Genomic DNA, 26,065 nt, shown 5'->3' with positions numbered 1-26,065 from the left:
TACACCTCTCCGACGCGCGAGCATCCCCCGAATCGACAAACGAAAAAGGTCCCGACCGGATGGTCGGGACCTGGTGTGCTGTGCCCTCGGCAGGATTCGAACCTGCGGCCTTCTGCTCCGGAGGCAGACGCTCTATCCCCTGAGCTACGAGGGCGGGGATCGGACCCGGTCGACACCAGTGGTTACGTCGTCCGATCGGGCGGGGAAAGCGTATCGCATCACACGGCGTGCGCCAAAAGACAGGTCCGAGCAGGGATTCAGTTCGGCGTCACGGCACTACTGCGTCGGCATCGGCGCACCCGGCATGCCGGGGATGGCGGGAACGCCGGGGATACCGGCGGGGAGTTCGTCCATCTGGCCGGTGGGCGGGACGGCCTTCTCCTTGTCGGCGTGGTGGCGCGACTTGGGGACGAAGTAGACGACCAGTGCGACGACCAGGACGGCGATCACCACGACCGCGCCGACCAGTGCCCAGGGAACACGCCGGTGCTTCGGCGGGTTGGAATTGCCGTTGTACGCCCCGCCGGGGGCGGATTTGGCGGCGGCACGAATCGCCTTGGCTGATTTCGCGCTGGTGTTCGGCATCGGTTGGCGCTCTCTTCGGGTGCGTCGGTGGTGCTCGCGGTGTCGGAACGACGGCCGGGGCCGCCGGTGCCGGATGCCGGGTGCGGCGAGCAGGTGCCCGCTGACGGCGCACACCCGCTCGGACCATAGGATAGAGACTCGTGACTCCAGCTGACCTTGCAGAACTCCTTCGTGCGACCGCGGCGAAGGTGCTCGTCGAACGTGGATCCGACCCTGCGGTCCTGCCCGACGAGGTCAAGGTGGAGCGTCCCCGTAATCCGGAACACGGAGACTATGCCACGAATGTGGCCATGCAGGTGGGTAAGAAGGCCGGAATGAATCCGCGCGAACTGGCCGGTCTGCTGGCCGAGGCGCTGGCCGCCACCGACGGCATCGAATCCGCCGACGTGGCCGGCCCGGGCTTCCTCAACATCCGCCTCGCCGCGGCCGCCCAGGGCGCCATCGTCGAGCAGATCCGCGCCGCGGGCGCCGCCTACGGCACCGCGCAGGCGCTCACCGGCACCAAGATCAACCTGGAGTTCGTCTCCGCCAATCCGACCGGCCCGGTCCACCTGGGCGGTACCCGCTGGGCCTCGGTCGGCGATGCGCTGGGTCGCATTCTGGCCGCGCAGGGCGCGGACGTGACCCGCGAGTACTACTTCAACGACCACGGCGCGCAGATCGACCGCTTCGCCGAATCGCTGGTCGCCGCCGCCACCGGCGCGCCCACCCCGGAGAACGGCTACGCCGGCGCCTACATCTCCGAGATCGCGGGTCAGATCACCGCGGCGCATCCGGACGCGGCGAGTCTGCCGGAGAACGAGCGGCACGAACTGTTCCGCCGCGAGGGTGTGGAGCTGATGTTCGCCCACATCAAGCAGACGCTGCACGATTTCGGCACCGATTTCGACGTGTACTTCAACGAGAGCTCGCTGTTCGCCTCCGGCGCCGTGGAGAAGGCGCTCGACCAGCTCAAGGCCTCGGGCAATCTGTACGAGAAGGACGGCGCCTGGTGGATCGCCAGCACCGAATACGGTGACGACAAGGACCGCGTCGTCATCAAGAGCGACGGCAAGTCCGCCTATATCGGTGGCGATATCGCCTACTTCCAGAACAAGCGCTCGCGCGGGTTCGACCTCTGCATCTACATGCTCGGCGCCGACCACCACGGCTACATCGGCCGGCTGAAGGCGGCGGCGGCCGCGTTCGGCGACGATCCGGACACCGTCGAGGTGCTGATCGGCCAGATGGTGAACCTGGTGCGCGACGGCGTGGCGGTGCGGATGAGCAAGCGCGCCGGCACGGTGGTCACCCTCGACGACCTGGTCGAGGCGATCGGCGTCGACGCCGCCCGCTACGTGCTGGTGCGTAGTTCGGTGAACTCGAGCATCGATATCGACCTGGATCTGTGGACCAAGCAGAGCAGTGAGAATCCGGTCTACTACGTGCAGTACGCGCACGCCCGCACCTGCGCGGTCGCCCGCAATGCCACCGACTTCGGATTCGCCGGTGTCACACCGGATCTCGGCCTGCTGGTCGCCGACGAGGAGGGCGAGCTGATCCGCACCCTCGGCGAGTTCCCGGCCGCGGTGGCGAGTGCGGCGAGCCTGCGCGAACCGCACCGCGTGGCCCGTTATCTGGAGGAACTGGCGGGCGCCTACCACCGCTTCCAGACCAACAAGACGCTGCGGATCCTGCCGCAGAACGACGACCCGGTCCTGCCGGTCAACGCCGCCCGCCTGCAACTGGTCGACGCCACCCGTCAGGTGCTGTCCAACGGTCTGGCGCTGCTGGGCGTATCCGCCCCGGAGCGCATGTGAACCGCCGTCGGTCAGGTCATCGTGTGAGGAAGGAATTATTGTGAGTGCGCATCCGGCGGGACCTCGGCACGCCGAGATCCCCCACGCCCCCAACCTGCCGGAGCGGCCCGCGGACCCCCGCGAGATGATCGACCTGCCCGAGAAGGTGTGGCCCCGCAACGTCTCTCGCGACGCCGCGGGCGTGGTGCACTTGGCCGGGATGCCCGTCACGCAACTCGCCGCCGAATTCGGCACCCCGCTGTTCGTGGTCGACGAGGACGACTTCCGATCCCGCTGCCGCGATATGGTCCGCGCCTTCGGTCCCGGTGCGCGAGTTCACTACGCCTCCAAGGCATTTCTGTGCGGCGAGATCGCGCGCTGGGTGCGCGACGAGGGCCTGCACCTGGACGTGTGCTCCGGCGGCGAGCTGGCGGTGGCGCTGCACGGCGGCTTCCCGGCCGAGCGAATCGCGTTGCACGGCAACAACAAATCGGTCGCCGAACTGGAGCAGGCCGTGGCGGCGGGTGTCGGGCACGTCGTAGTCGACTCGCTGATCGAGATCGAGCGCCTGGAGGCGGTCGCCGCCCGCGCCGGCGTGGTGCAGGACGTGCTGGTCCGCGTCACCGTCGGCGTGGAAGCACATACCCACGAATACATTTCGACCGCGCACGAGGATCAGAAGTTCGGCTTCTCGATCGCCGGCGGCGATGCGATGGAGGCATTGGCCCGGGTCTTCGAGGCGGACAATCTGCGCCTGGTCGGCCTGCACAGCCATATCGGATCGCAGATCTTCGACATCGACGGTTTCGAGATCTCCGCGCGGCGCATGCTGCGACTGCTGCGCGATGCGATCGAGAAGTTCGGCGTCGAGCGCACCGAACAGATCGCGATTCTGGATCTCGGTGGCGGCCTCGGCATTTCGTATCTGCCGAGCGACGATCCGCCGCCGCTGGACGAGTTCGCCGCGAAGGTGCGCGACCTCGTCGAGGCGGAGGCGGCGCAGATCGGCCTGCCGACCCCGACCATCGCGGTGGAGCCGGGCCGCGCGATCGCCGGACCGGGCACCGTCACCCTCTACGAGGTCGGTACCACCAAGGACGTCTCGCTCGACGCCGGCGCGCAGCGCCGCTACGTCAGCGTGGACGGCGGGATGAGCGACAACATCCGTCCCGCGCTGTATCAGGCCGACTACGACTGCCGGCTGGTCTCCCGCTCCAGCGAGTCCGCCCCCGTGGTGGCGCGTGTGGTCGGAAAGCATTGTGAGAGCGGCGATATCGTCATCCGCGACACCTGGATGCCGGCCGACGTCGGACCGGGAGACCTGGTTGCGGTCGCGGCCACGGGCGCGTACTGCTATTCGATGGCCAGCCGCTACAACATGCTCACCCGCCCGGCCGTGGTCGCGGTCCGCGACGGGCAGGCGCGGCTGCTGCTGCGCCGTGAGACGGTGGCGGATCTGATGAGCCTGGAAGCGACGGAGGTGCACTCATGACCGAGGCGACGAACCGGCCCCGAGGCGGTGCGTTCGGAATCGAACGTCCCATCGGGGTCGCGGTGCTCGGCATGGGCAATGTCGGCACCGAGGTGGTGCGCATCCTGCGCGACCACGCCGACGACCTGCGCTCGCGGGTGGGTGCCCCGGTGGTGCTGCGCGGCGTCGCTGTGCGGCGCCTCGACGTCGACCGCGGCATTCCGGCCGAGCTGCTGACCACCGACGCCGAAGCACTGGTCGCCCGCGACGACGTCGACCTGGTGGTCGAGGTGATGGGCGGTATCGATCCGGCTCGCAAGCTGATCCTGGCCGCGCTCAACGGCGGCAAGTCGGTCGTGACCGCGAACAAGGCGCTGCTGGCCGACTACACCGGTGAGCTGGCCGCGGCGGCCGAGGGCAGCCGTGCCGACCTGTACTTCGAGGCCGCGGTGGCCGGCGCCATTCCGGTGGTGCGCCCGCTGATCCAGTCGATGTCCGGCGACCGGGTGAACCGGGTGGTCGGAATCGTCAACGGCACAACGAATTTCATTCTCTCGGCGATGGACGAGACCGGCGCCGACTACACCGACACGCTCGCCGAGGCGACCCGGCTCGGCTACGCCGAAGCGGATCCCACCGCCGATGTCGAGGGCTACGACGCCGCCGCCAAGGCCGCGATCCTGGCCTCGCTGGCCTTCCACACCCGCGTCACCGCCGCCGACGTCTACCGCGAAGGTATCTCGAAGATCACCGCCGAGGATCTGGAGACCGCGGCGGCGGTCGGCTGCACCGTGAAGCTGCTGGCCATCTGTGAGCGGATGCCCGGCGGCGAGCGGCTGTCGATGGACGGATCGGCGGTCGCCGCGCTGGGTGACGCGAGCAGCTCGTCCGCCGGTAAGGACCGGGTGTCGGTGCGCGTGTACCCGGCGCTGATCCCGCGGCGGCATCCGCTGTCCTCGGTCAACGGCGCCTTCAACGCGGTGGTCGTCGAGGCCGAGAACGCCGGCCGGCTGATGTTCTACGGCCAGGGCGCGGGCGGCGCGCCGACCGCCTCGGCGGTGATGGGCGATCTGGTGATGGCGGCCCGCAACAAGTTCTACGGTGGCCGCGCACCGGGTGAATCGGTTTATGCTGAGCTGCCGATCGCGCCGATCGGCGACATCCCGACCCGCTATCACGTGAACCTGCAGGTTGCCGACCGCACCGGGGTTCTGCAGGCGGTGTCCGGCAAATTCGCCGAACACGGTGTCAGCATCTCGACGGTCCGCCAGGAGGGATTCGACGAGGGCGCCCGACTGGTCGTGGTCACCCACCACGCGCCGGAGTCGGCGCTGGCCGATACCGTGGCAGCACTTGCCGAGCTGGAATCCGTCACATCCGTGACCAGCGTCTTGAGATTGGAAGGCACCGAGGAATGAGTCAGACAGGAGCGCCGCCGTCGGCCGGGGCCGTGCACACTCCGTGGCCGGGGCTGATCGCCGCCTATCGGGAGCGCCTGGCGGTCGGCGCGGACTGGGAGCCGGTCACCCTCTACGAGGGTGGCACGCCGCTGGTGCCCGCGCATCACCTGTCCGAGCTCACGGGCTGCGAGGTGTACCTCAAGGTCGAGGGCCTCAACCCGACCGGGTCGTTCAAGGACCGCGGTATGACCATGGCGATGACCGACGCCAAGGCCCGCGGCCAGAAGGCTGTGCTGTGCGCCTCCACGGGTAACACCTCGGCCTCGGCGGCGGCCTACGCCACCCGGGCCGGCATGCACTGCGCCGTGCTGATCCCGCAGGGCAAGATCGCGATGGGCAAGCTCGCGCAGGCGGTCATGCTCGGCGCCAAGATCATTCAGGTCGAGGGCAATTTCGACGACTGCCTCGAGCTGGCCCGCAAGGTCACCTCGGACTTCCCCGAGGTCGGCCTGGTGAACTCGGTCAACCCGGCCCGCATCGAGGGGCAGAAGACCGCGGCCTTCGAGATCTGCGACGCGCTGGGCAAGGCCCCTGACGTGCACGTCCTGCCGGTCGGCAACGCGGGCAACATCACCGCGTACTGGAAGGGCTACAGCGAATACCACGCCGACGGCCTCACCACGAGCCGCCCGCGCATGCTCGGTGTGCAGGCCGCCGGGGCCGCGCCGCTGGTCAACGGTGCGCCGGTGAAGGACCCCGAAACCATAGCCACCGCGATCCGGATCGGCGCGCCCGCGTCCTGGAACAGCGCGGTGGCCGCCCAGGAGCAGTCCGGTGGCGCCTTCCGGGCCGCCACCGACGACGAGATCCTGGCGGCGTATCGCCTGGTCGCGAGCACAGAGGGCGTCTTCGTCGAGCCCGCCTCGGCCGCCAGCGTGGCCGGTCTGCTGGCCGCGCGCAAGGAGGGCTGGCTCGATTCCGGTCTCACCGTCGTGTGCACCGTCACCGGCAACGGCCTGAAGGACCCGGACACCGCCCTGCTGGGTATGCCCGCGGTGGAGGCGATCGCGGTGGACCCGGTAGCGGTGGCCCGCGAGCTCGAGTTGGCCTGAGTTGAGTGCGCGCGAAGGTCAGTTGATGACGCGGACCCTCCCGCCCGGTATCACCGTTACCGCGAAGGTGCCCGCCTCCAGCGCCAATCTGGGACCCGGATTCGATTCGCTCGGTATCGCTTTGGGGCTGTACGACGAAATCGTGGTACGTACCACCGATTCCGGGCTTACCATCCGAGTGGAGGGTGAGGGCGCCGACGACGTCCCTTGGGGCCCTTCACATCTGGTCGTGCGCGCGATAGAACGCGGCCTGGAAGCCGCGGGCGTGTGGGCCGACGGGCTGGATGTGGTGTGCCGCAACGTCATTCCGCATTCACGAGGGCTGGGATCGTCGGCCTCGGCGGCGGTCGGCGGACTCGCCGCCGCGCGTGGGCTGGCCGCGAAGTTCGACCCGGCGCTGACGGGATCGGATGCCGAATTGGTGCAGCTGGCTTCGGAATTCGAGGGCCATCCCGACAACGCGGCCGCGAGCGTGCTCGGCGGCATCGTGGTGTCGTGGACCGAATCCGACCGCGCCGGCGAACTCGACGCGAGCAGTTCCGTCGAGCACCACCAGCGCGTCTACCGCGCGGTGCGGCTGGAACCGCACCCGCGGCTGCGCGCGACGGTGCTGATTCCCCAGGAGCGCTCCTCGACCGCGCACACCCGCGGCCTGCTGCCGGAGATGGTCCCGCACGGCGACGCCGCGTTCAACGTCAGCCGCGCCGCGCTGTCGGTGGTCGCGCTGACCGAGCGTCCCGACCTGCTTCTGCCGGCGACCCAGGACCGCCTGCACCAGGGCTATCGCGCCGCCGCGCTGCCGATGACCACCGCCTGGATCACTCGGCTGCGCACCGCCGGACTCGCCGCGATGGTGTCGGGCGCCGGTCCGACCATCCTGGCGCTGAGCGCCGGAGAATTTCCGGACGACCTGCGCAAACTCGCCGAGGAGGACGGTCTGCGCGTGGTCGAACCCGACATTTCCGCGGGTGTGAGCGTGGACTGATGGCGTGGCTGCCTTGCTGACGTGGTCGGACAGAGCTATCCTGAGCACGTCCGTACATCGTGCGCGTCAGACGCCGGTGCTTCATCAGGGCAATCGCTCCAGCAGGCTCCTTGCTCAAGCTCGGTGGCTCGGGGGCTCGAATCACTCGGGACTTCGACCTCGACGTCGGGGACAGCGACTGGAATGATCACTCCCACTCAATGAACCGGTGGCCGTGACCAGGTGGGTGATTCCATCGGTCCGGCGGGGCAGGCGATACGGCATCCGAGCTCGGCACAGTGATCGGGCTTCGGGACGAACCCTCGAATATGCACACGGCAATCGAGGGAAGGAAAGGATCTCCGTGACAGATACGGACCTGCTCGCGACACCCGGGGTGGACACTGCAAATCCCTCGGACGGCCGCGAAAGTGACTCCGGACAGATTTCGAAGATGAGCGAACACACCGACGTCGCACGATCGGGGCTGACTGGAATGTTGTTGCCGCAGTTGCGTGCGCTTGCCGGAGAGCTCGGTATCCGAGGCACATCCGGAATGCGTAAGGGCGATCTCATCGCCGCCATCAAGGAAAACCAGGCCTCCTCCGGCAAGTCCGCGCGTGGTGGCCGGGGCGATGCGAAATCCGCCGAGGCGGATGCGGGCGCCGAGCCCGCCGCGAAGTCCGCGTCGAATGTCGCGACCGAATCCGGTGCCGCGGCGAAGGCCGAGTCCCCTCAGACCTCCGAGAACGCCACCGAGTCCGCCGGTAAGGGACGCGCCCGGAACGATGCGTCGAAGGGCACCCGCAACGGTGCCGCGCGTGGTCAGCAGCAGACTCTCGACGGCGTCGGCACCGAGAACGCGTCCGCCAAGGCGGAAACCGCGGAATCGACTGCGCGCCCGGCCGATTCGGGGGACGAGTCCGGCCGTGACGGTGGCCAGCGCGGCCGCGGCCGCCAGCGTCGTGGCCGCGACCAGCGTGGTGAGGGCGGCGACAACCGCGGCGAGAACCGCGGTGGCGAGGCTCGCGCCGAGACCAAGACCGAACCGAAGGCCGAGGGCGGCGACGCCAAGTCGGATCAGGAGTCGGGCGATCGTCGCCGCGACCGCAACCAGTCCGGCGGCCAGAACCAGGCCGGCCAGAACGGCGCCGCCCGCGGTAGCGATCGTGGCCGCGACCAGCGTGGTGAGGACGACGAGGAAGGTGGGCGCGGGCGCCGCGGCCGCCGGTTCCGGGAGCGCCGTCGTGGCGGACGTGACCGTGAGGGCGGCGAGGGCGGCCGCGAGGTCGAGATCCGCGAGGACGATGTCCTGCAGCCGGTCGCCGGCATCCTCGATGTGCTCGACAACTACGCGTTCGTGCGCACCTCGGGCTACCTGGCCGGCCAGAACGACGTCTACGTGTCGATGAACCTGGTGCGCAAGAATGGCCTGCGCCGTGGTGACGCGATCACCGGTGCGGTGCGTGCTCCGCGCGAGGGCGAACAGAGCAATCAGCGCCAGAAGTTCGATCCGCTGGTGCGGCTGGACACGGTCAACGGCTCGGATGTCGAATCCGCCCGCCGCCGGCCGGAATTCAACAAGCTCACCCCGCTGTACCCGAACCAGCGGCTGCGGCTCGAGACCACGCCGAACAAGCTCACGACCCGCGTGATCGACCTGATCATGCCGATCGGTAAGGGCCAGCGCGCGCTGATCGTGTCGCCGCCGAAGGCGGGTAAGACCACGATCCTGCAGGACATCGCGAACGCGATCGCCACCAACAACCCGGAGTGCTACCTGATGGTGGTGCTGGTGGACGAGCGTCCCGAAGAGGTCACCGATATGCAGCGCTCGGTGCGCGGCGAGGTGATCGCCTCGACGTTCGACCGTCCGCCGAGCGATCACACCTCGGTCGCCGAACTCGCCATCGAGCGGGCCAAGCGCCTGGTCGAGATGGGGCAGGACGTCGTCGTGCTGCTCGACTCGATCACCCGGCTGGGTCGTGCGTACAACAACTCCTCGCCGGCCTCGGGTCGCATCCTGTCCGGTGGTGTGGATTCCACCGCGCTGTACCCGCCCAAGCGGTTCCTCGGCGCGGCCCGCAACATCGAGAACGGCGGCTCGCTGACCATCATCGCCACCGCCATGGTGGAGACCGGTTCCACCGGTGACACGGTGATCTTCGAGGAGTTCAAGGGCACCGGTAACGCCGAGCTCAAGCTCGATCGCAAGATCGCCGAGCGGCGCGTGTTCCCGGCCGTCGACATCAACCCGTCCAGCACCCGCCACGACGAGCTGCTGATGTCGCCCGACGAGATGGCGGTCATCCACAAGCTGCGCCGGGTGCTCTCGGGCCTCGATTCGCAGCAGGCGATCGACCTGCTCATCGACCGTTTGAAGAAGTCGAAGAGCAACGTCGAATTCCTGATGACGGTCTCGAAGACCGCACCGGGCGCCTTGGACGAATAGGCGACGAGCAGTACGTCCGCCCGGCGCGCACCCGCAGGTGCCGCTCGGCTCGCGATAATGCGGCCCCGCTTCGGCGGGGCCGCATTGCTGTCTGCGGGAGACGTGTACGCCGATGACCGCGCCGTCTGCCGGGGCGGGGCGTCGTAGGGGAGTAGAACAGCAGGCCGATGACCGCGGCACCGGCGATCAGCCCGATCAGAATCAGTGCGGTGGCACCGGTGATGGATCCGGTGGAGACCGAGGTCGCGGCGAATTCGTAGGGCCGATCCGGTCCGGTGGGGGTCACGACGGCGGCGCGGGGCGGGGTGCCGGAGGCCGTGAGCCACCCGGCGAGGACGAGGACCGCCAGGGCGGCCAATGTCGTCGCGGCGCCGATTTCCTTGGTATGTCCATTTCCCGGCAACAGGCGGATGGTGCGGTCTCCGAGGCGGGCATGTCCGGCGTCCGGGGCTCGAGATCTCCTGCTCGTCCCCCGCGCGGTGGGGAAATTCACTGCTGTCCCTCGGATCGTCGGTTCGGTTGCCATGGGTCTACTTCCTGCAACGAATCTACGAACAAAGGTGTTCATATTCCCGAGTAGCCGACTACTCGTTTCAGCGTGACTCGAGAACCGCGAAGACGCGTGCCGCTACTTCCTTGGGGTCTGCCGCTATCCGGGGTGCCGATGCCGGAACAAATGCGGTATGGGGTGCGTTGTGAGTGCGTATCGGCGGTTCTGGCATACTGGACCGTCGGTGCGTCTGCGATCGGCAGACCATCCCGCCTAGTCGGTTCCGGTTCACGTCCATCACGGCAGCACGGCAGATACCGCCGTGGGCTCGGGCGACCCGGGGCCAGATCGAGAGGACACCCATGAAGGCAGGAATTCACCCGGCATACGTGCCGACCACCGTTGTCTGCGGTTGCGGCAACACGTTCCAGACTCACAGCACCAAGGAGTCGGGCCACATCACCGTCGAGGTCTGCTCGCAGTGCCACCCGTTCTACACGGGCAAGCAGAAGATCCTCGACACCGGCGGCCGCGTCGCCCGCTTCGAGGCCCGCTACGGCAAGCGCGCCAAGAAGGCCGAGCAGTCCGAGAGTTCGGAAGCCCAGTAGCTACCCCGCCAACGCCCGTCCTGCCCAGCGCAGGCCGGGCGTTGGTGCGTTTACAGGTGTTCGCACGCTCCCACGGAAGGCATGACCGCCATGGCCGACAAGATCACGGCCCCCTCCGCCATCGACGACATCCTCGCCGAACACGCCGGCCTGGAGACACAGCTGTCGGATCCGGCGTTGCACAACAACCCGGGTGAGGCCCGTCGCGTCGGTAAGCGGTTCGCCGAATTGGCGCCGATCATGTCGACCTACACCAAACTCAGCGCGGCGCGCGACGATCTGGCCGCCGCCCGGGAGCTGGCCGCCGACGACGCGTCCTTCGCGGCCGAGGTCCCCGGGCTCGAACAGCAGGTCGAAGAGCTGTCGAAGGCGCTGACCGATCTGCTGGCCCCGCGCGACCCGCACGACAGCGACGATGTCGTCCTCGAGGTGAAGTCGGGGGAGGGCGGCGAGGAGTCGGCCCTGTTCGCCGCCGATCTGGCCCGCATGTACATCCGCTACGCCGAGCGGCACGGCTGGAAGGTGGAGGTCCTCGACGCCAACGTGTCCGACCTGGGCGGATACAAGGAGGCGACGCTCTCGATCAAGAGCCGCGAGCCCAGCCGCGACGGCGTCTGGTCCCGGCTGAAGTTCGAGGGCGGCGTCCATCGCGTGCAGCGCGTGCCAGTCACCGAATCGCAGGGCCGCATCCACACCTCCGCGGCCGGCGTGCTGATCTATCCCGAACCCGACGAGGTCGAACAGGTCCAGATCGACGAATCCGATCTGCGCATCGACGTCTACCGTTCCTCCGGTAAGGGCGGCCAGGGCGTCAACACCACCGACTCCGCGGTCCGGATCACCCATTTGCCGACCGGCATCGTCGTAACCTGCCAGAACGAGCGTTCGCAGCTGCAGAACAAGATCCGCGCGATGCAGGTGCTCTCGGCGCGCTTGCAGAGCCTGGCCGAGGAACAGGCCGAGGCCGACGCCGCCGCCGGACGTGCGTCGCAGATCCGCACGGTCGACCGCTCCGAGCGCATCCGCACCTACAACTTCCCCGAGAACCGCATCACCGACCACCGCATCGGCTTCAAGGCCCACAATCTGGACTCGGTGCTGGACGGAGAACTGGACGCGCTGCTGGACGCTCTCGGCGAAGCCGACCGCGCCGCCCGGCTCGCGGCGGAATGATGCAGGCCCCCGGCGAGGCGGGTCAGCACCGAATGCCGCTACGTCCCGCGATCATCGCCGCCGCGCGCACGCTCGCGGCGGCGGGGGTGCACAGCCCGCAGATCGACGCGGAATTTCTGGCCGCCTTCGTCCTCGAAGTCGAGCGATCGCGGCTGGCCCTTGTTCCGATGGTCACCCCGGAACAACTCGAACGGTTCCTCAAACTGGTGGCGCGCCGGGCCGAGCGGGTACCGCTCCAGCATCTGACCGGCGCCGCGTCGATGGGTGAGGTGGACCTCGAGGTGGGCCCGGGCGTGTTCGTCCCGCGGCCGGAGACCGAGCTGATCTTCGCGTGGGCGCTGGCCCAGCTCGAGGCGGCCGGCCACGAGCACCCACCGATCGTGGTCGACCTGTGCACCGGATCGGGAGCCCTGGCCCTGGCGATCGCCAATGCCCGTCCCGACGCCGAGGTCCACGCCGTCGAAATCGACCCCACCGCAAGGCAATGGGCGCAGCGCAACGCCGAACGCCAAGCCGCGCAAGGAGATACGCCGATCGTTCTGCATGCCGGTGATGTCACCGACGCGCAGGTGCTGGCCGAGCTCAACGGCCGCGTCGACGTCGTCGTCGCGAATCCGCCCTACATCCCGTCGGACGCACGGCTGGATCCCGAAGTGGCCGAACACGATCCGCATCTCGCCCTGTTCGGTGGCCCCGACGGACTCGAGGTGATCGCCCCCATGGTCGCCACCATCGCGCGGCTGCTGCGCCCCGAGGGCGTGGCCGCCGTCGAACACGACGATTCGCACGGCCCGCAGGTCGCGGCGCTGTTCGCCGGAGAGGGCCGGTTCTGTGACATCGTCGAACACCCGGATCTGGCCGGCCGGCCGCGCTTCGTCGCCGCCCGTCGCGTGCGCTGACCCTCGCGATTGCCGAGAATTTGCGCGAAGCCGGGCAACGTGCCGAGAGACACATTCAATAGACTCACCGCCGTGAGTACCGTCTACGACTGCTCCGATCCCGATTCTCGTGCCGCCGGATTGACCGCCGCGCGGACCACCTTGAAATCCGGACGGCTGGCCGTCATCCCCACCGATACGGTCTACGGAATCGCCGCGGACGCGTTCGATTCCACGGCCGTGGCCGGCCTGCTGGCGGCCAAGCGGCGCGGGCGCGACATGCCCGTGCCGGTGCTGGTCGGTTCGTGGAACACCATCGACGGACTCGTCTTCTCCGTGCAGCCGCAGGCACGCGACCTGATCCGCGCCTTCTGGCCGGGCGGGCTGAGCCTGGTCGTGCAGCAGGCGCCCTCGCTGGCCTGGGATCTCGGCGACGCCCGCGGCACCGTGATGCTGCGCATGCCGCTGCACCCGATCGCGCTGGAACTGCTGCGCGAGGTGGGCCCGATGGCTGTGTCCAGCGCGAACGTCTCCGGGCAGCCGCCCGCCACGACGGTCACCGAGGCGCGACACCAGCTGGGCAACCAGGTCGGCGTGTATCTGGACGGGGGCCCGGCCGAACACGGTGTGCCCTCCACGATCGTGGATCTGACCGGCGACCGTCCGCGGGTGCTGCGGGCCGGCGCGGTGACCGTCGCCCAGGTCGCCGAGGTGCTGGGTATGGCGCCGGACGAACTGTCGCCCGAGACCACCCGCTGACGGCCCGGTAGATGGTTTTCAGTCAGGGTGCGGTCGTCCCGCTGCGCGAGCTGCTTTTGGTGCTGCTCGTGTCCGCGGTGGTGACGATGTTGTCCACCGGCGGAATTCGGGTGCTGGCCATCGGTTTCGGCGCCATCGCGGTGCCCCGCGATCGTGATGTGCATCTCGAGCCGATTCCGCGCATGGGCGGCGTCGGCATCTATCTGGGCGTGCTGGCCGCGGTGCTGTTCGCCCATCAGCTGCCGGCGCTGCGCCGCGGTTTCGACTATCCACGCGATATTCCGGCCGTGCTGGTCGCGGGCACCCTGATCGTCCTGGTCGGCATCGTCGACGACCGCTGGGGCCTGGACGCGCTGACGAAGTTCGTGGGCCAGATCTCGGCCGCCGGGGCGATGGCCGTGATGGGCCTGAGCTGGGTGGCCATCTACAACCCGTTCAGCAACACCACGGTCGTGCTCGACCAGCTGCAGGGCTGGGTGGTCACAGTCGCCATCACCGTGACCATGATCAACGCGATGAACTTCGTGGACGGTCTCGACGGGCTCGCGGCGGGGCTGGGGCTGATCGCCGCCGCCGCCGTCTTCGTGTTCACCGTGGGTTTGCTCTATCAGCAGGGCGGTGCGACCGACGGCTATCCACCGGCCCTGCTGGCCGCCGCGCTGGCGGGTGGATGTCTGGGATTTCTGCCACACAATTTCCACCCGGCGCGAATATTCATGGGCGATTCCGGCTCGATGTTGATCGGTCTGATGCTCGCCGCGGTCTCCACCGGCGCATCCGGCCGAATTCCGCTCACCGGATACGGGCCGCGCGACATCGTGGGTCTGCTGTCACCGCTGTTGCTGGTGGGAGCGGTGATGTTCATTCCGGTATTGGATCTGGTGCTGGCAATCGTGCGCCGCGTGCGCGCGGGTGTGAGTTTCTCCACTCCCGACAAAATGCATTTGCATCACCGTCTGTTGCAGATCGGCCATTCGCATCGGCGCGTGGTGTTGTTGATCTATCTGTGGGTCGGCGTGCTCGCATTCGCGGCCGTGGGAACCTCATTGATGGATCGCCGGGTGGTGGTTCTGCTGTTCGCGGCCGGTTTGGTTTTCGCGTTGGTTGTGACGGCCGTCCCATCGCTGCGTGAAGTGGTCGGGCTCCGCGGTCGCCGCAAGTAAGGAACGGGTAAAGTGGCTCGACGTGAGCACGGCACCCGAATTGCATCCCGACGCGCCACTACGAGCAGCGCTGCGTTACGGCATCGCCGGATTGTGCGTGCTGGTGGTGGTTTCGGTCGTCGCCGGCTCGATCGTCGCGGGCTGGGCCGGTTTCTGGGGCGCGCTCATCGGATCCGCGATCGGTGGTTTCTTCATTCTCACCACGGCCGCTCTCGTGCTGTTCAGCGCGAAATTGGATTCCGGCATTCAGGGCATGGTGATGCTGGCGAGCTGGATCGGCAAAATTCTGGTCGTGATGATCGTGGTCGCGATCTTGCACCAGTTCGATTTCTACAGCCCCGGCACCCTTTTCCTGACCGTCGTGGGGGCGTTGCTGATTGTTCTCGGAGCCGAGACGTACGGACTTCTGCGCCAACGTGTTCCAGTGATCGACCCGCCGGCGGGCTCCGCCGACCAAGATCGTTCGAACGTGTGAACAAGACCCCCTACACGTTGTCGTAGATAGCTTGGTAAACTCTTTACCGTAAGCATCCGAACCAACGGGGCCGACCGCATCGTCGCCGGTGCGAGAGGTTATGCTTACTGCCGTGCCGGTCCTTCGGTGAGAAGTTCCGGCCCTGCACCGTCGACGATGTCGCCGACGTACAGACGCCACTGCGGGTCTCCCCGCGCAGCTGCTGACGAACTTCGAGCCGACCTGAGTCGACCACCTGATCGTCAATGTCCGATCGAACCGCGAGATGGAACATGTCTCGTGGCCGAACACGGGAGAGAATGCTGAGCGTCACCACTCTGGCGGGCGAGTTCCACGCGCCTTCGCTACAAGACTTCTTCCCTGATGCGCTGCTGTTCGGGGGGACACCTTTCGAGATCGACCGATTGATGATGGTTCGCCTCATCATGGTGGCGGTATTGGTTGCGGTGATGTTGCTCGCATTCCGCAGTCCCCGCCTCGTTCCTCGCGGTCTGCAGAACGTCGCGGAGATCGGCCTGCTGTTCGTTCGTGAGCAGATCTGCGATGAAGTGCTGGGCAAGAAGACCGGCCGCAGGTTTTTCCCGCTGATCGCCACGATCTTCTTCACGGTGCTGTTCCTGAACTTCTCCAGCGTCATACCGCTGTTGAACATTTCCTCGAACGCGCGTGTCGGAATGCCGATCGTGCTGGCGGCCATCGCCTACATCACGTTCAACTACGTCGGTATTCGCAAGTACGGATTCTGGCGGTACATGCGCTCGTCCGTCGTGGTGCCGAATGTTCCGGTCGCGCTGCACGTGCTGCTGATTCCGATCGAGTTCGTCTCGACCTTCATCCTGCGTCCGTTCACGCTGACCGTCCGACTCATGGCCAACATGCTGTCCGGTCACATCATGCTGGTGCTGTTCTTCAGTGCCACCCAGTTCTTCCTCTTCGACGCCGCTTCGTGGATGAAGATCTTCTCGCCGTTCTCCTTGCTCGCGGGATTCGGATTCACCCTTTTCGAACTTCTGGTGATCTTCCTGCAGGCCTACGTGTTCGCGCTGTTGACGGCTGTGTACATCAGCCTCGCCGAGCACGCCGACTCGCACTGACCGCACGACCGCACAAGAACTGCCCCACCTGCCGCCGGGCGGGTGGGCAACAGAAAGGGAAAGAAATCTCATGAGCCTCTCCTACGTGGCCGCCGAACTCGCCCAGACCTCGGATCGGGTCAAGGGCTACGGCGCTATCGGTTACGGTCTGGCCGCGATCGGCCCGGGTGTCGGCGTCGGCATCGTCGTCGGTAAGGCGATCGAGGGCATCGCCCGTCAGCCCGAGCTGCAGGGCACCATCCGGACCAACATGTTCCTGGGTATCGCGTTCACCGAGGCCCTCGCGCTGATCGGTCTCGTCGCCGGCTTCATCTTCTGATTCCGATGAACAGCATGTACTTGCTCGCCGAGAATGCAGAGGACAAGAACCCTCTGATTCCGGAGCCATACGACATCGTCTGGTCGGTGGTGTGCGTTGTCGTCATCGGGATCCTGTTCTACAAGTACGTGGTCCCTCGATTGACGAAGGTGCTCGACGAGCGCTCGGAGAAGATCGAAGGCGGCATGGCCAAGGCCGAGACCGCGCAGGCCGAGGCGCAGGAAACCCTGCAGCAGTACCAGCAGCAGCTGGCCGAGGCCCGGCTCGAGGCGGCGCGCATCCGTGAGGAAGCGCGTACCCAGGGCCAGCAGATCCTCGCGCAGCTGCGCTCGGAGGCTCAGGCCGAAGCCGATCGCATCGTCTCCGCCGGTCATGCCCAGCTCGACGCCCAGCGTCAGCAGATCGTGACCGAGCTCCGGTCCGAGCTCGGCCGCACCGCGGTCGACCTGGCCGAGAAGATCATCGGGCAGTCCGTGGCGGACGAAGCCAAGCAGGCGGCGTCCATCGATCGGTTCCTCACCGAGCTGGATGAGAAGGCCGGCATCGGGGTCGGAAGGTAACCTGCGCCTGAGAGGTCTTGTCGGTGACGCAAGTCACCGGCGCCCGACCACTCCGGGCCCCGGAATTCAACACAGTGAAAGTGGGAATCATGTACGCAGCGAGCCGCGAGGCGAGTTCCCGTGCGAGGGAAGCTCTTTCGGCCGCACTCACCGGGAGTGACTCCGTCGCCGCCACGACGGGCTCCGAACTGTTCGCCGTAGTCGCCGTGCTCGACGACCAGCGTTCGCTGCGTGTGGCGCTCGCGGATAAGTCGGTGTCGAGTTCGGTGCGTGCCGAACTGGCCGAACGCGTTTTCGGCGGCAAGATCAGCGCGGCCACTCAGGCCGTGCTGACCACTGCCGTCGCCCAGGACTGGTCTCGTACCCGAGATCTGGTCGACACCCTGGTGCTGCTCGGGCAGGAGGCGCTGTTGCGCGCCGCGGCCGACCGCGGACGTATCGACGCCGTCGAGGACGAGTTGTTCCGGCTGGGCCGCACCGTCGAAGACAACCCGGATCTGGAGCAGGCGCTCACCGATCGCGGTAAGCCGGCGGCCGCCAAGCGCGATCTGCTGGCGCGACTGCTCACCGGGAAGGTCGAAGACGTCACCATGCAGCTGGCCGAGCAGGCGGTCGGCCGGTCGCGCGGTGATGTCGGCGTCGCCTTCGACCAGTTGTCCGATCTGGCGGCGTCGTTGCGCAAGCAGATCGTCGCGCACGTTCGTTCGGCGACGGCCCTGACGCAGCAGCAGCGGGAGCATCTCGCCGCATCGCTGCAGCGAATCTACGACAAGCCGGTCACCATCCACGTGCAGGTCGATCCGGCATTGCTGGCCGGTGTCGTCGTGCGCATCGGTGACGACGTGATCGACGGCAGCGCCGTCGGCCGACTGCAGCGCCTGCGCCAGGCCCTGGCCTAGCCGAGCCTCGAGCCCGGCAACCCACCCCGACATTCCAGACCACAGCGAGAGCAGGAAGAACCATGGCGGAGCTGACGATCTCCCCCGATGAGATCCGTAGCGCGATCGAAAGCTACACCCAGAGCTACACCCCCGAAACCTCGATCGAGGAAATCGGCACGGTCACCGACACCAGTGACGGCATCGCGCACGTCAGCGGCCTGCCGTCGGCGATGACCAACGAGATCCTCGAGTTCCCCGGCGGTGTGCTGGGTGTCGCGTTGAACCTCGACCCCGACGAGATCGGTGCGGTCATCCTCGGTGAGTTCGACGGCATCGAAGAGGGCCAGCAGGTCCGCCGCACCGGTGACGTGCTCTCGGTGCCGGTCGGCGACAAGTTCCTGGGCCGCGTCATCAACCCCCTCGGCCAGCCGATCGACGGCCTGGGCGAGATCGAGGCCGACGAGCGCCGCGTGCTGGAGCTGCAGGCCGCGACCGTGCTGGAGCGCCAGCCGGTCGAGGAGCCGATGGCCACCGGCATCACCGCCATCGACGCGCTGACCGCCATCGGTCGTGGCCAGCGTCAGCTGGTCATCGGCGACCGCAAGACCGGTAAGACCGCGGTCTGCATCGACGCCATCCTGAACCAGAAGGCCAACTGGGAGTCCGGCGATCCGACCAAGCAGATGCGCTGCATCTACGTCGCGATCGGCCAGAAGGGTTCCACCATCGCCGGCGTGAAGTCCGCGCTCGAGGCGCACGGTGCGATGGAGTACACCACCATCGTCGCCGCCCCCGCGTCCGACTCCGCCGGTTTCAAGTGGCTCGCGCCCTACACCGGTTCCGCGCTCGGCCAGCACTGGATGTACCAGGGCAAGCACGTCCTGATCGTGTTCGACGACCTGTCCAAGCAGGCCGAGGCCTACCGCGCCATCTCGCTGCTGCTGCGTCGCCCGCCGGGCCGTGAGGCGTACCCCGGTGACGTCTTCTACTTGCACTCCCGTCTGCTGGAGCGTTGCGCGAAGCTGTCCGACGCGATGGGCGCCGGTTCGATGACGGGTCTGCCGATCATCGAGACCAAGGCCAACGACATCTCGGCGTTCATTCCGACCAACGTCATCTCCATCACCGACGGCCAGGTCTTCCTCGAGTCCGACCTGTTCAACAAGGGTGTGCGTCCGGCCATCAACGTCGGTACCTCCGTCTCCCGTGTCGGTGGCGCCGCCCAGACCAAGGCCATGAAGACGGTCGCCGGTTCGCTGCGTCTGGAGCTGGCCTCCTACCGCGAGCTCGAGGCGTTCTCCGCCTTCGCCTCGGATCTGGACGCCGCCTCCCTGGCCCAGCTCGAGCGCGGTGCGCGCTGGGTGGAGCTGCTCAAGCAGGATCAGTACTCGCCGGTCGCGGTCGAGGACCAGATCGTCTCGATCTACCTGGTCGACGCCGGTTACTACGATTCGGTGCCGGTCGGCGACGTGCGGCGCTTCAACGCCGAGCTGCTCGAACACCTGCACAGCAAGGTGCAGAGCTCCTTCGATGCCCTCGAAGGTGGCGCGAAGCGGCTCGAGGGCGAGCCCGCCGACGCGATCAAGGCCGAGACCGAGCGCTTCAAGCAGGGCTTCCTGGCCTCCGACGGCAGCCGCGTGGTCAACGAGGCCGGCGCCGGCGAACTGGACCACGAAGAGGTCGAGTCGCTGTCGGTCACCCGTAAGCACGTCGAGAAGTAAGCCGGGTCCGACGATGCCTACGAATTCGATACGCGAAGGGAGTGTGAACCGCTGATGGCGAACTTGCGTGAATTGCGCTCCCGTATTCGTGGCGTGAGCTCGATCAAGAAGATCACCAAGGCCCAGGAACTGATCGCGACCTCGCGAATCAGCAAGGCCCAGGCCCGGGTGGCCGCCGCGAAGCCGTACGCGGAAGAGATCACGAAGGTGCTCGGCGAATTGGCCGGTGCCTCCTCGAATCTCAACCACCCCCTGCTCACCGAGCGGGCCACTCCGCGCCGCGCCGCCATCCTGGTGATCACCAGTGACAGCGGTATGTGTGGTGGCTACAACTCCAACGTGCTCAAGCGCACCGAGGAACTGATCACGACGCTGCGCTCCGAGGGTAAGGAGCCGGTGCTGTACGTGATGGGTAACAAGGGCCTGACGTACTACACCTTCCGCAACCGCCCGCTGGCCGGTTCGTGGACCGGGTTCTCGCAGCAGCCGCACTACACCGACGCTTCGGCCGCATGCCACCACCTGGTGGATGTGTTCATGGCGGGCTCCGACACCGAGGTGGAGGGGCCGGGCGGCACCGGGACCATCGAGGGCGTGGACGAGATTCACATCGTCTACACCCGCTTCGTCTCGATGCTGTCGCAGGTGCCCGAGGTTCGCCGGCTCGCTCCGATCCAGGTGAGCTTCATCGACGAGAACTTCGAGCTCGGCGAGGACATGCTCACCGACTCGCCGGACGCGAAGATCACCTCGCTCTACGAGTTCGAGCCGGATGCGGACAAGCTGCTCGGCGCCCTGCTGCCGAAGTACATCAACACCCGCATCTACTCGTCGTTGCTCGAGGCCGCGGCCTCGGAGTCGGCCGCGCGCCGCACCGCAATGAAGGCTGCCACCGATAACGCCACCGAGCTGGTCAATACCCTGACCCGCCAGGCGAACTCGATCCGGCAGGCGAACATCACGCAGGAAATCAGTGAAATCGTCGGCGGCGCGAACGCGCTGGCTGCGTCCTCGGATCGCGACTAAGCCCTAGCCCCCATGGAAGAGAACAAATGACCGCAGCTGTCACGCAAGAAAACGCAAGCCGGGCGGGCGCTGGCACAGGCCGCGTCGTCCGGGTCAACGGCCCCGTTGTGGACGTCGAGTTCCCGCGCGGCGCCATCCCAGATCTGTTCAACGCGCTGCACGCCGACATCACTCTGCCGTCGGTGGCCAAGACGCTGACCCTCGAGGTCGCGCAGCATCTGGGCGACAACATCGTTCGCACCATTTCGATGCAGCCGACCGACGGCCTGGTCCGCGGCGTCCCGGTGTCCGACACCGGCAAGCCGATCTCGGTTCCGGTGGGCGACGTCACCAAGGGCCACGTGTTCAACGCCCTCGGCGACTGCCTCGACACCCCGGGCCTCGGCCGCGACGGCGAGCAGTGGGGCATCCACCGCCAGCCGCCGGCCTTCGACCAGCTCGAGGGTAAGACCGAGATCCTGGAAACGGGCATCAAGGTCATCGACCTGCTGACCCCGTATGTGAAGGGCGGCAAGATCGGTCTGTTCGGTGGTGCCGGTGTCGGCAAGACCGTTCTGATCCAGGAGATGATCACCCGTATCGCGCGTGAGTTCTCCGGTACGTCGGTGTTCGCCGGCGTCGGTGAGCGCACCCGTGAGGGCACCGACCTCCACCTGGAAATGGAGGAGATGGGCGTCCTTCAGGACACCGCCCTCGTCTTCGGCCAGATGGACGAGCCGCCGGGCACCCGTATGCGCGTCGCGCTGTCCGCGCTGACCATGGCGGAGTACTTCCGCGATGTGCAGGGTCAGGACGTGCTGCTGTTCATCGACAACATCTTCCGTTTCACCCAGGCCGGTTCCGAGGTCTCGACCCTGCTGGGTCGTATGCCTTCGGCCGTCGGTTACCAGCCGACCCTGGCGGACGAGATGGGTCAGCTGCAGGAGCGCATCACCTCGACCCGTGGTCGTTCGATCACCTCGATGCAGGCGATCTACGTCCCCGCCGACGACTACACCGACCCGGCGCCGGCGACCACCTTCGCTCACCTGGACGCGACCACCGAGCTCTCCCGCCCGATTTCGCAGAAGGGTATCTACCCCGCCGTCGACCCGCTGACCTCGACCTCGCGAATCCTCGAGGCCTCGATCGTCGGCGAGCGGCACTTCGCGGTGGCCAACGAGGTCAAGCGAATCCTGCAGAAGTACAAGGAACTCCAGGACATCATCGCGATTCTGGGTATGGACGAGCTCTCCGAAGAGGACAAGGTCCTCGTCGGCCGGGCGCGTCGTCTGGAGAAGTTCCTCGGCCAGAACTTCATCGTGGCCGAGAAGTTCACCGGTCAGCCGGGTTCGGTCGTGCCGCTGGAGCAGACCATCGACGACTTCGAGCGGGTCTGCAAGGGCGAATTCGACCACCTGCCGGAACAGGCGTTCAACTCCTGTGGTGGCCTGGACGACGTCGAGGCGGCCGCGAAGAAGATCGCCGGGAAGTAGTCCACCATGGCGGATATGTCAGTTGATCTGGTCGCCATCGAGCGGCGGCTGTGGTCGGGGACGGCGAGTTTCGTCAGCGCCCAGACCACGGAAGGTCAGATCGGTATTCTGCACGGCCACGAGCCCGTGCTCGGCCAGCTGGTCGAGGGCGGAATCGTGACCATCGACAGCACCGAGGGCGAGCGCATCGTCGCGGCCGTGCACGGCGGTTTCTTCTCGTGCACGGGTGAGGCGGTCCGGATTCTCGCCGAATCGGCGGAATTCGCGGGCGATATCGATCTCGACGCCGCCCGCGCGGTACTGGCCGATCCGAATGCCTCGGAGCAGGAACAGAATGCGGCGACCGCGCGAATTCGCGCGGTGGAAGCGATAAACGCCTGACGCGAACGCCTCAGGGCGAGAACCGAATAGCGCAACCGTGTGGCGGTCCGGATCTCCGGGCCGCCACACGGCGTTTCTGCTCACCGCGCGGTCTGTTTGCGGCCGGTTCGAGAGGACCTGGAAATGCCGGACGACTGCGGCCAGGAATCACACCAGAACTTCCCGCGCGCCGGTGTCGCGTGGACCGACGAAACGTTCGCCGTGAACAGATGCGGGGATATGCGCAGGCGAGGTCGTTCATCACCGCGGAGACCGGGGCAGGCCACGCCCTGGCGATGGTGACCGTCCAGGGCGCCCGTCACCATGAGCCGAGTGCGACCTGCGAATACGGGCCCATTGTGAATCCCGTGCGCAGCCAACCCGGATGGGCTTCGAATGTCCTTGTGCGAGTGTGCCTCTGATCACCTTCCTCCGGATCGGCGAATCGGCCGATATCCTCGTTTGTGGAACGGATGTACCGGCTGTGTGCCGCGGCGCCCTGGTTTGTAGACTCGCTGCGGGAGCGGCCTTGTTCGGGGATGGCACGGCGCTGGCGACGGCACAGGGGCGAAGCGAAGGGACGGACCTGGATTGCGGACCGGGATGGTGCTTCTGATCATTCTGGTGCTGCTGCTGGTCGGCGTAGCGCTGGTGTCGCTGTATCGCCTGATCATGTTGCGCCGGGGTGGAACCGCGGCGATTCTGCGCGTACTTCCGGCGCAGGGTGGTCAAGGGTGGCGGCACGGCCTGATTCGCTACGGCGAATCACGGCTCGTCTTCTACAAACTCACCAGCCTGAAAGTGGGACCGGATTCGACCATCCGGCGGCTGGGCATCGAAGTGGTCGATCGGCGTTCTCCGGTGGGCGACGAGTACGACATCATGACCGACGACATCGTCGTGATCGCGGTCTCCGACGGTGACGGCAGCTATGAACTCGCCCTGGATCGCCCTGCGCTGACGGCATTTCTGTCCTGGGTCGAATCACGGCCCTCCGAACGCATCCGGCGACGCCCGGGACGTTGACCCAGAAATAGGTGGTCACCAGCAATGAGTGTGCATCTGACCAAGATCTATACCCGGACCGGAGACGACGGCACCACCGGCCTGAGCGACTTCTCCCGGGTGCCGAAGACCGATCCGCGGCTGGTCGCCTACGCCGACTGCGACGAGACCAACGCCGCCCTCGGTGTGGCGCTCGCCCTCGGAGAGCCGCAAGCGCGGATCGCCGAGGTGCTGCGCCAAGTGCAGAACGATCTGTTCGACGCCGGCGCCGATCTGTCCACCCCGGTCGTGCCGGACCCGAAATATCCGCCGCTGCGGATCACCCAGTCCTATATCGATCGCCTGGAACGCTGGTGCGACGAGTTCAATGCCGAGCTCGCTCCGCTGAATTCGTTCATCCTGCCCGGCGGCACGCCGTTGGCCGCGCTGCTGCATACGGCCCGCACCGTGGCGCGCCGGGCGGAACGCGCGGCGTGGGCGGCGGTGGACGCGCATCCGGACGACATCAGCGTGTTGCCCGCGAAATACCTCAATCGGCTGTCCGATCTGCTGTTCATCCTCGGCCGGGTGGCCAACCCGGACGGTGACGTGCTGTGGCGGCCCGGGGGATCGGAGACCGGCGGACCGGCCGCGACCGACCAGCCCTCCCGTTAGGCTGGCCCCCGTGAGTGAACGGTTTCTGGTGACCGGGGGCAGTCGGCTGGTCGGCGAGGTCTCAGTGGGTGGCGCGAAGAACAGCGTCCTCAAGTTGATGGCCGCCGCCCTGTTGGCCGAAGGCACGACGACGATCACCAACTGCCCGGACATCCTGGATGTGCCGCTGATGGCGGAGGTCCTGCGCGGTCTGGGCTGCGACGTCACCGTGGACGGATCGGTGGTCGCCATCACCACCCCGGCCGAGCCGAAGTATCACGCCGACTTCCCGGCGGTGACCCAGTTCCGCGCCTCGGTCTGCGTCCTCGGACCGCTGATGGCGCGGTGTAAGCGTGCCGTTGTCGCCCTGCCCGGCGGCGACGCGATCGGGTCCCGTCCGCTCGACATGCATCAGGCCGGCCTGAGATTGCTCGGCGCGACCAGCGAAATCGAGCACGGCTGCCTGGTCGCTCGCGCCGACGAGCTGCAGGGTGCGCGGATCCGGCTGGATTTCCCGTCGGTCGGCGCGACCGAGAACATCCTCATGGCCGCGGTCCTCGCGGAGGGGGAGACGGTGATCGACAACGCCGCGCGCGAACCCGAGATCGTCGACCTGTGCACCATGCTCACCCGGATGGGCGCCCGTATCGACGGCGCCGGCACCTCGGTCCTCACCATCTCCGGTGTGCGCAAACTCGCGCCCACCACCCACCAGGTGATCGGCGACCGGATCGTGGCCGCGACCTGGGGAATCGCCGCCGCGATGACGAGGGGCGACGTGCGCGTCACCGGCCTGAATCCCAAACACCTCTCGCTGGTGCTGGACAAGCTGCGCTCGGCGGGTGCGCGAATCACGTTCGAACCCAACGGTTTCCGGGTGGAACAACCGGAGCGGCCGCGGGCGGTGAATTTCTCCACGCTGCCGTTCCCGGGCTTTCCCACCGATCTGCAGCCGATGGCGATCGGCCTGGCGACCATCGCCGACGGGACGTCGATGATCACCGAGAACATCTTCGAGGCGCGCTTCCGCTTCGTCGAGGAGATGATCCGCCTGGGCGCCGACGCCCGTACCGACGGCCACCACGCCGTGGTTCGTGGCATCCCGCGGCTGTCGAGTGCGCCGGTGTGGTCGTCCGATATCCGCGCCGGCGCGGGTCTGGTGCTCGCGGGTCTCGTCGCCGACGGCGTCACCGAGGTGCACGACGTCTTCCACATCGACCGCGGCTACCCCCACTTCGTCGAGAACCTGCGCTCGCTGGGCGCCGAGGTGAAACGGGTCGGCACGCCGGCGTAGTCCGCCGTACATCCGAAAGACCTTCCTGACCAGGCGATTTGACATAGAATCAACCGCCACGTAACTTATTCCAAGTCAGAGCGACACGGACACCAACCCCAGGCCGAAAGGCAAGGGGACAACGCGGTAGTACGGGGAGCGCCTGACGATCACACTGGTTCGACCGAGACCCCGATTTGGTTCGGGTCCGACGGTTGAGCTAAGCTGGAAAAGTTGCCTCGCCGATCGAACAGATGAAAATCTGGGAGATGGTGAGTGCGTGTGTTCTTTGAGAACTCAATAGTGTGTCGATGAATGTCAGTGCCAAATATTTATTTTGGTTCCGATCTTCACCCCCCGTGTGAGGGTCGGACATTTTTTAGTCAGCTATTTTCCGGCTGGCGTTTAAG

Annotated in this window: 24 protein-coding genes and 1 tRNA gene; 23 read left to right on the top strand and 2 right to left on the bottom strand. The window is 67.0% G+C overall.

Translation table 11 applies throughout. The annotated features are described in order from the left end of the window. Window positions 1–81: 81 nt before the first annotated feature. Both C8258_RS16020 and C8258_RS16015 read right to left on the bottom strand, forming a co-directional pair. Window positions 82–154, bottom strand: a tRNA-Arg gene (locus C8258_RS16020). 122 nt (window positions 155–276) lie between these two features. After that, on the bottom strand, window positions 277–585 hold the full coding sequence (locus C8258_RS16015) for a hypothetical protein (protein ID WP_106955864.1): 309 nt from the start codon (window positions 583–585) through the stop codon (window positions 277–279). Window positions 586–725: 140 nt separating this feature from the next. Here C8258_RS16015 and argS point away from each other — a divergent pair, with 140 nt between their 5' ends. From argS to murA, 23 genes are all read left to right on the top strand, one after another. Further along, the gene (gene argS / locus C8258_RS16010) at window positions 726–2,384 is read left to right on the top strand and encodes an arginine--tRNA ligase (RefSeq protein ID WP_106955863.1); all 1,659 of its coding nucleotides are present in this window, start codon (window positions 726–728) and stop codon (window positions 2,382–2,384) included. 40 nt (window positions 2,385–2,424) lie between these two features. Continuing rightward, window positions 2,425–3,855 (top strand): diaminopimelate decarboxylase, encoded by a 1,431-nt coding sequence (gene lysA / locus C8258_RS16005; protein WP_106955862.1) that lies wholly within the window; start codon window positions 2,425–2,427, stop codon window positions 3,853–3,855. After that, complete coding sequence (locus C8258_RS16000) at window positions 3,852–5,252, top strand: homoserine dehydrogenase (RefSeq protein WP_106955861.1); 1,401 nt, start codon at window positions 3,852–3,854, stop codon at window positions 5,250–5,252. Before lysA ends, C8258_RS16000 begins: the two co-directional genes overlap by 4 nt. Beyond that, complete coding sequence (thrC, locus tag C8258_RS15995; protein ID WP_106955860.1) at window positions 5,249–6,346, top strand: threonine synthase; 1,098 nt, start codon at window positions 5,249–5,251, stop codon at window positions 6,344–6,346. Before C8258_RS16000 ends, thrC begins: the two co-directional genes overlap by 4 nt. Window positions 6,347–6,371: 25 nt before the next feature. After that, on the top strand, window positions 6,372–7,331 hold the full coding sequence (thrB, locus tag C8258_RS15990; protein ID WP_106955859.1) for a homoserine kinase: 960 nt from the start codon (window positions 6,372–6,374) through the stop codon (window positions 7,329–7,331). Between the two features lie 433 nt (window positions 7,332–7,764). Then, entirely contained in the window at window positions 7,765–9,762 is a 1,998-nt protein-coding gene (gene rho / locus C8258_RS15985; RefSeq protein ID WP_106955858.1) for a transcription termination factor Rho, read from the top strand. 852 nt (window positions 9,763–10,614) lie between these two features. Beyond that, window positions 10,615–10,860, top strand: a complete 246-nt coding sequence (gene rpmE / locus C8258_RS15980; protein ID WP_036498540.1) for a 50S ribosomal protein L31 — start codon at window positions 10,615–10,617, stop codon at window positions 10,858–10,860. Window positions 10,861–10,950: 90 nt separating this feature from the next. Continuing rightward, window positions 10,951–12,033 carry a peptide chain release factor 1 gene (gene prfA / locus C8258_RS15975; RefSeq protein WP_106955972.1) on the top strand — a complete coding sequence of 361 codons (1,083 nt, stop codon included), beginning with the start codon at window positions 10,951–10,953 and terminating at the stop codon, window positions 12,031–12,033. A gap of 32 nt (window positions 12,034–12,065) precedes the next feature. Next, window positions 12,066–12,932 carry a peptide chain release factor N(5)-glutamine methyltransferase gene (gene prmC / locus C8258_RS15970; RefSeq protein WP_106955971.1) on the top strand — a complete coding sequence of 289 codons (867 nt, stop codon included), beginning with the start codon at window positions 12,066–12,068 and terminating at the stop codon, window positions 12,930–12,932. 72 nt (window positions 12,933–13,004) lie between these two features. Next, window positions 13,005–13,670, top strand: coding sequence for an L-threonylcarbamoyladenylate synthase (locus C8258_RS15965; protein ID WP_036498542.1), 666 nt, complete (start codon window positions 13,005–13,007; stop codon window positions 13,668–13,670). A gap of 11 nt (window positions 13,671–13,681) precedes the next feature. Next, window positions 13,682–14,833, top strand: a complete 1,152-nt coding sequence (locus C8258_RS15960) for an MraY family glycosyltransferase (RefSeq protein ID WP_030518282.1) — start codon at window positions 13,682–13,684, stop codon at window positions 14,831–14,833. A gap of 97 nt (window positions 14,834–14,930) precedes the next feature. Further along, window positions 14,931–15,308 (top strand): hypothetical protein, encoded by a 378-nt coding sequence (locus C8258_RS15955; protein ID WP_307617820.1) that lies wholly within the window; start codon window positions 14,931–14,933, stop codon window positions 15,306–15,308. 245 nt (window positions 15,309–15,553) lie between these two features. Beyond that, entirely contained in the window at window positions 15,554–16,402 is an 849-nt protein-coding gene (atpB, locus tag C8258_RS15950) for a F0F1 ATP synthase subunit A (RefSeq protein WP_083870617.1), read from the top strand. 70 nt (window positions 16,403–16,472) lie between these two features. Then, a complete protein-coding gene (locus tag C8258_RS15945) occupies window positions 16,473–16,721 on the top strand; it encodes an ATP synthase F0 subunit C (RefSeq protein WP_025347580.1) in 249 nt (82 codons plus the stop codon). A gap of 5 nt (window positions 16,722–16,726) precedes the next feature. After that, on the top strand, window positions 16,727–17,281 hold the full coding sequence (locus C8258_RS15940; protein ID WP_036498568.1) for a F0F1 ATP synthase subunit B: 555 nt from the start codon (window positions 16,727–16,729) through the stop codon (window positions 17,279–17,281). 89 nt (window positions 17,282–17,370) lie between these two features. After that, a complete protein-coding gene (locus C8258_RS15935; RefSeq protein ID WP_039776815.1) occupies window positions 17,371–18,180 on the top strand; it encodes a F0F1 ATP synthase subunit delta in 810 nt (269 codons plus the stop codon). Window positions 18,181–18,242: 62 nt separating this feature from the next. Then, a complete protein-coding gene (gene atpA / locus C8258_RS15930; protein WP_106955857.1) occupies window positions 18,243–19,883 on the top strand; it encodes a F0F1 ATP synthase subunit alpha in 1,641 nt (546 codons plus the stop codon). A 54-nt stretch (window positions 19,884–19,937) separates the two neighbouring features. Next, the gene (locus C8258_RS15925) at window positions 19,938–20,909 is read left to right on the top strand and encodes a F0F1 ATP synthase subunit gamma (protein WP_106955856.1); all 972 of its coding nucleotides are present in this window, start codon (window positions 19,938–19,940) and stop codon (window positions 20,907–20,909) included. A gap of 26 nt (window positions 20,910–20,935) precedes the next feature. Further along, entirely contained in the window at window positions 20,936–22,384 is a 1,449-nt protein-coding gene (gene atpD / locus C8258_RS15920) for a F0F1 ATP synthase subunit beta (protein WP_062961541.1), read from the top strand. 6 nt (window positions 22,385–22,390) lie between these two features. Beyond that, the gene (locus C8258_RS15915) at window positions 22,391–22,765 is read left to right on the top strand and encodes a F0F1 ATP synthase subunit epsilon (RefSeq protein WP_036498593.1); all 375 of its coding nucleotides are present in this window, start codon (window positions 22,391–22,393) and stop codon (window positions 22,763–22,765) included. Between the two features lie 582 nt (window positions 22,766–23,347). Continuing rightward, window positions 23,348–23,770, top strand: coding sequence for a DUF2550 domain-containing protein (locus C8258_RS15910; protein ID WP_030518273.1), 423 nt, complete (start codon window positions 23,348–23,350; stop codon window positions 23,768–23,770). 24 nt (window positions 23,771–23,794) lie between these two features. Continuing rightward, complete coding sequence (locus C8258_RS15905) at window positions 23,795–24,403, top strand: cob(I)yrinic acid a,c-diamide adenosyltransferase (protein WP_106955855.1); 609 nt, start codon at window positions 23,795–23,797, stop codon at window positions 24,401–24,403. A gap of 10 nt (window positions 24,404–24,413) precedes the next feature. Then, window positions 24,414–25,676: a UDP-N-acetylglucosamine 1-carboxyvinyltransferase gene (gene murA / locus C8258_RS15900; protein WP_106955854.1), complete on the top strand. Its 1,263-nt coding sequence runs from the start codon at window positions 24,414–24,416 to the stop codon at window positions 25,674–25,676. Window positions 25,677–26,065: the final 389 nt, after the last annotated feature.

The sequence above is a fragment of the Nocardia sp. MDA0666 genome, assembly GCF_003023875.1.
GTDB lineage: Bacteria > Actinomycetota > Actinomycetes > Mycobacteriales > Mycobacteriaceae > Nocardia > Nocardia aobensis.
Note: the sequence above shows the minus strand (reverse complement) of the source record. Positions and strands in the feature narration are given on the sequence as shown.

What these genes read in the sequence shown, in the direction of transcription:
- C8258_RS15905 (WP_106955855.1), top strand. Translation starts at nt 23,795, where the DNA reads ATGAGTGTGCATCTGACCAAGATCTATACCCGGACCGGAGACGACGGC.
- C8258_RS16015 (WP_106955864.1), bottom strand. Translation starts at nt 585, where the DNA reads ATGCCGAACACCAGCGCGAAATCAGCCAAGGCGATTCGTGCCGCCGCC.
- C8258_RS15935 (WP_039776815.1), top strand. Translation starts at nt 17,371, where the DNA reads ATGTACGCAGCGAGCCGCGAGGCGAGTTCCCGTGCGAGGGAAGCTCTT.
- C8258_RS15910 (WP_030518273.1), top strand. Translation starts at nt 23,348, where the DNA reads ATGGTGCTTCTGATCATTCTGGTGCTGCTGCTGGTCGGCGTAGCGCTG.
- prfA (WP_106955972.1), top strand. Translation starts at nt 10,951, where the DNA reads ATGGCCGACAAGATCACGGCCCCCTCCGCCATCGACGACATCCTCGCC.
- C8258_RS16000 (WP_106955861.1), top strand. Translation starts at nt 3,852, where the DNA reads ATGACCGAGGCGACGAACCGGCCCCGAGGCGGTGCGTTCGGAATCGAA.
- thrB (WP_106955859.1), top strand. Translation starts at nt 6,372, where the DNA reads ATGACGCGGACCCTCCCGCCCGGTATCACCGTTACCGCGAAGGTGCCC.
- C8258_RS15915 (WP_036498593.1), top strand. Translation starts at nt 22,391, where the DNA reads ATGGCGGATATGTCAGTTGATCTGGTCGCCATCGAGCGGCGGCTGTGG.
- rpmE (WP_036498540.1), top strand. Translation starts at nt 10,615, where the DNA reads ATGAAGGCAGGAATTCACCCGGCATACGTGCCGACCACCGTTGTCTGC.
- C8258_RS15925 (WP_106955856.1), top strand. Translation starts at nt 19,938, where the DNA reads ATGGCGAACTTGCGTGAATTGCGCTCCCGTATTCGTGGCGTGAGCTCG.
- C8258_RS15945 (WP_025347580.1), top strand. Translation starts at nt 16,473, where the DNA reads ATGAGCCTCTCCTACGTGGCCGCCGAACTCGCCCAGACCTCGGATCGG.
- atpD (WP_062961541.1), top strand. Translation starts at nt 20,936, where the DNA reads ATGACCGCAGCTGTCACGCAAGAAAACGCAAGCCGGGCGGGCGCTGGC.
- C8258_RS15960 (WP_030518282.1), top strand. Translation starts at nt 13,682, where the DNA reads ATGGTTTTCAGTCAGGGTGCGGTCGTCCCGCTGCGCGAGCTGCTTTTG.
- C8258_RS15940 (WP_036498568.1), top strand. Translation starts at nt 16,727, where the DNA reads ATGAACAGCATGTACTTGCTCGCCGAGAATGCAGAGGACAAGAACCCT.
- atpA (WP_106955857.1), top strand. Translation starts at nt 18,243, where the DNA reads ATGGCGGAGCTGACGATCTCCCCCGATGAGATCCGTAGCGCGATCGAA.
- thrC (WP_106955860.1), top strand. Translation starts at nt 5,249, where the DNA reads ATGAGTCAGACAGGAGCGCCGCCGTCGGCCGGGGCCGTGCACACTCCG.
- prmC (WP_106955971.1), top strand. Translation starts at nt 12,066, where the DNA reads ATGCCGCTACGTCCCGCGATCATCGCCGCCGCGCGCACGCTCGCGGCG.
- atpB (WP_083870617.1), top strand. Translation starts at nt 15,554, where the DNA reads ATGTCCGATCGAACCGCGAGATGGAACATGTCTCGTGGCCGAACACGG.
- rho (WP_106955858.1), top strand. Translation starts at nt 7,765, where the DNA reads ATGAGCGAACACACCGACGTCGCACGATCGGGGCTGACTGGAATGTTG.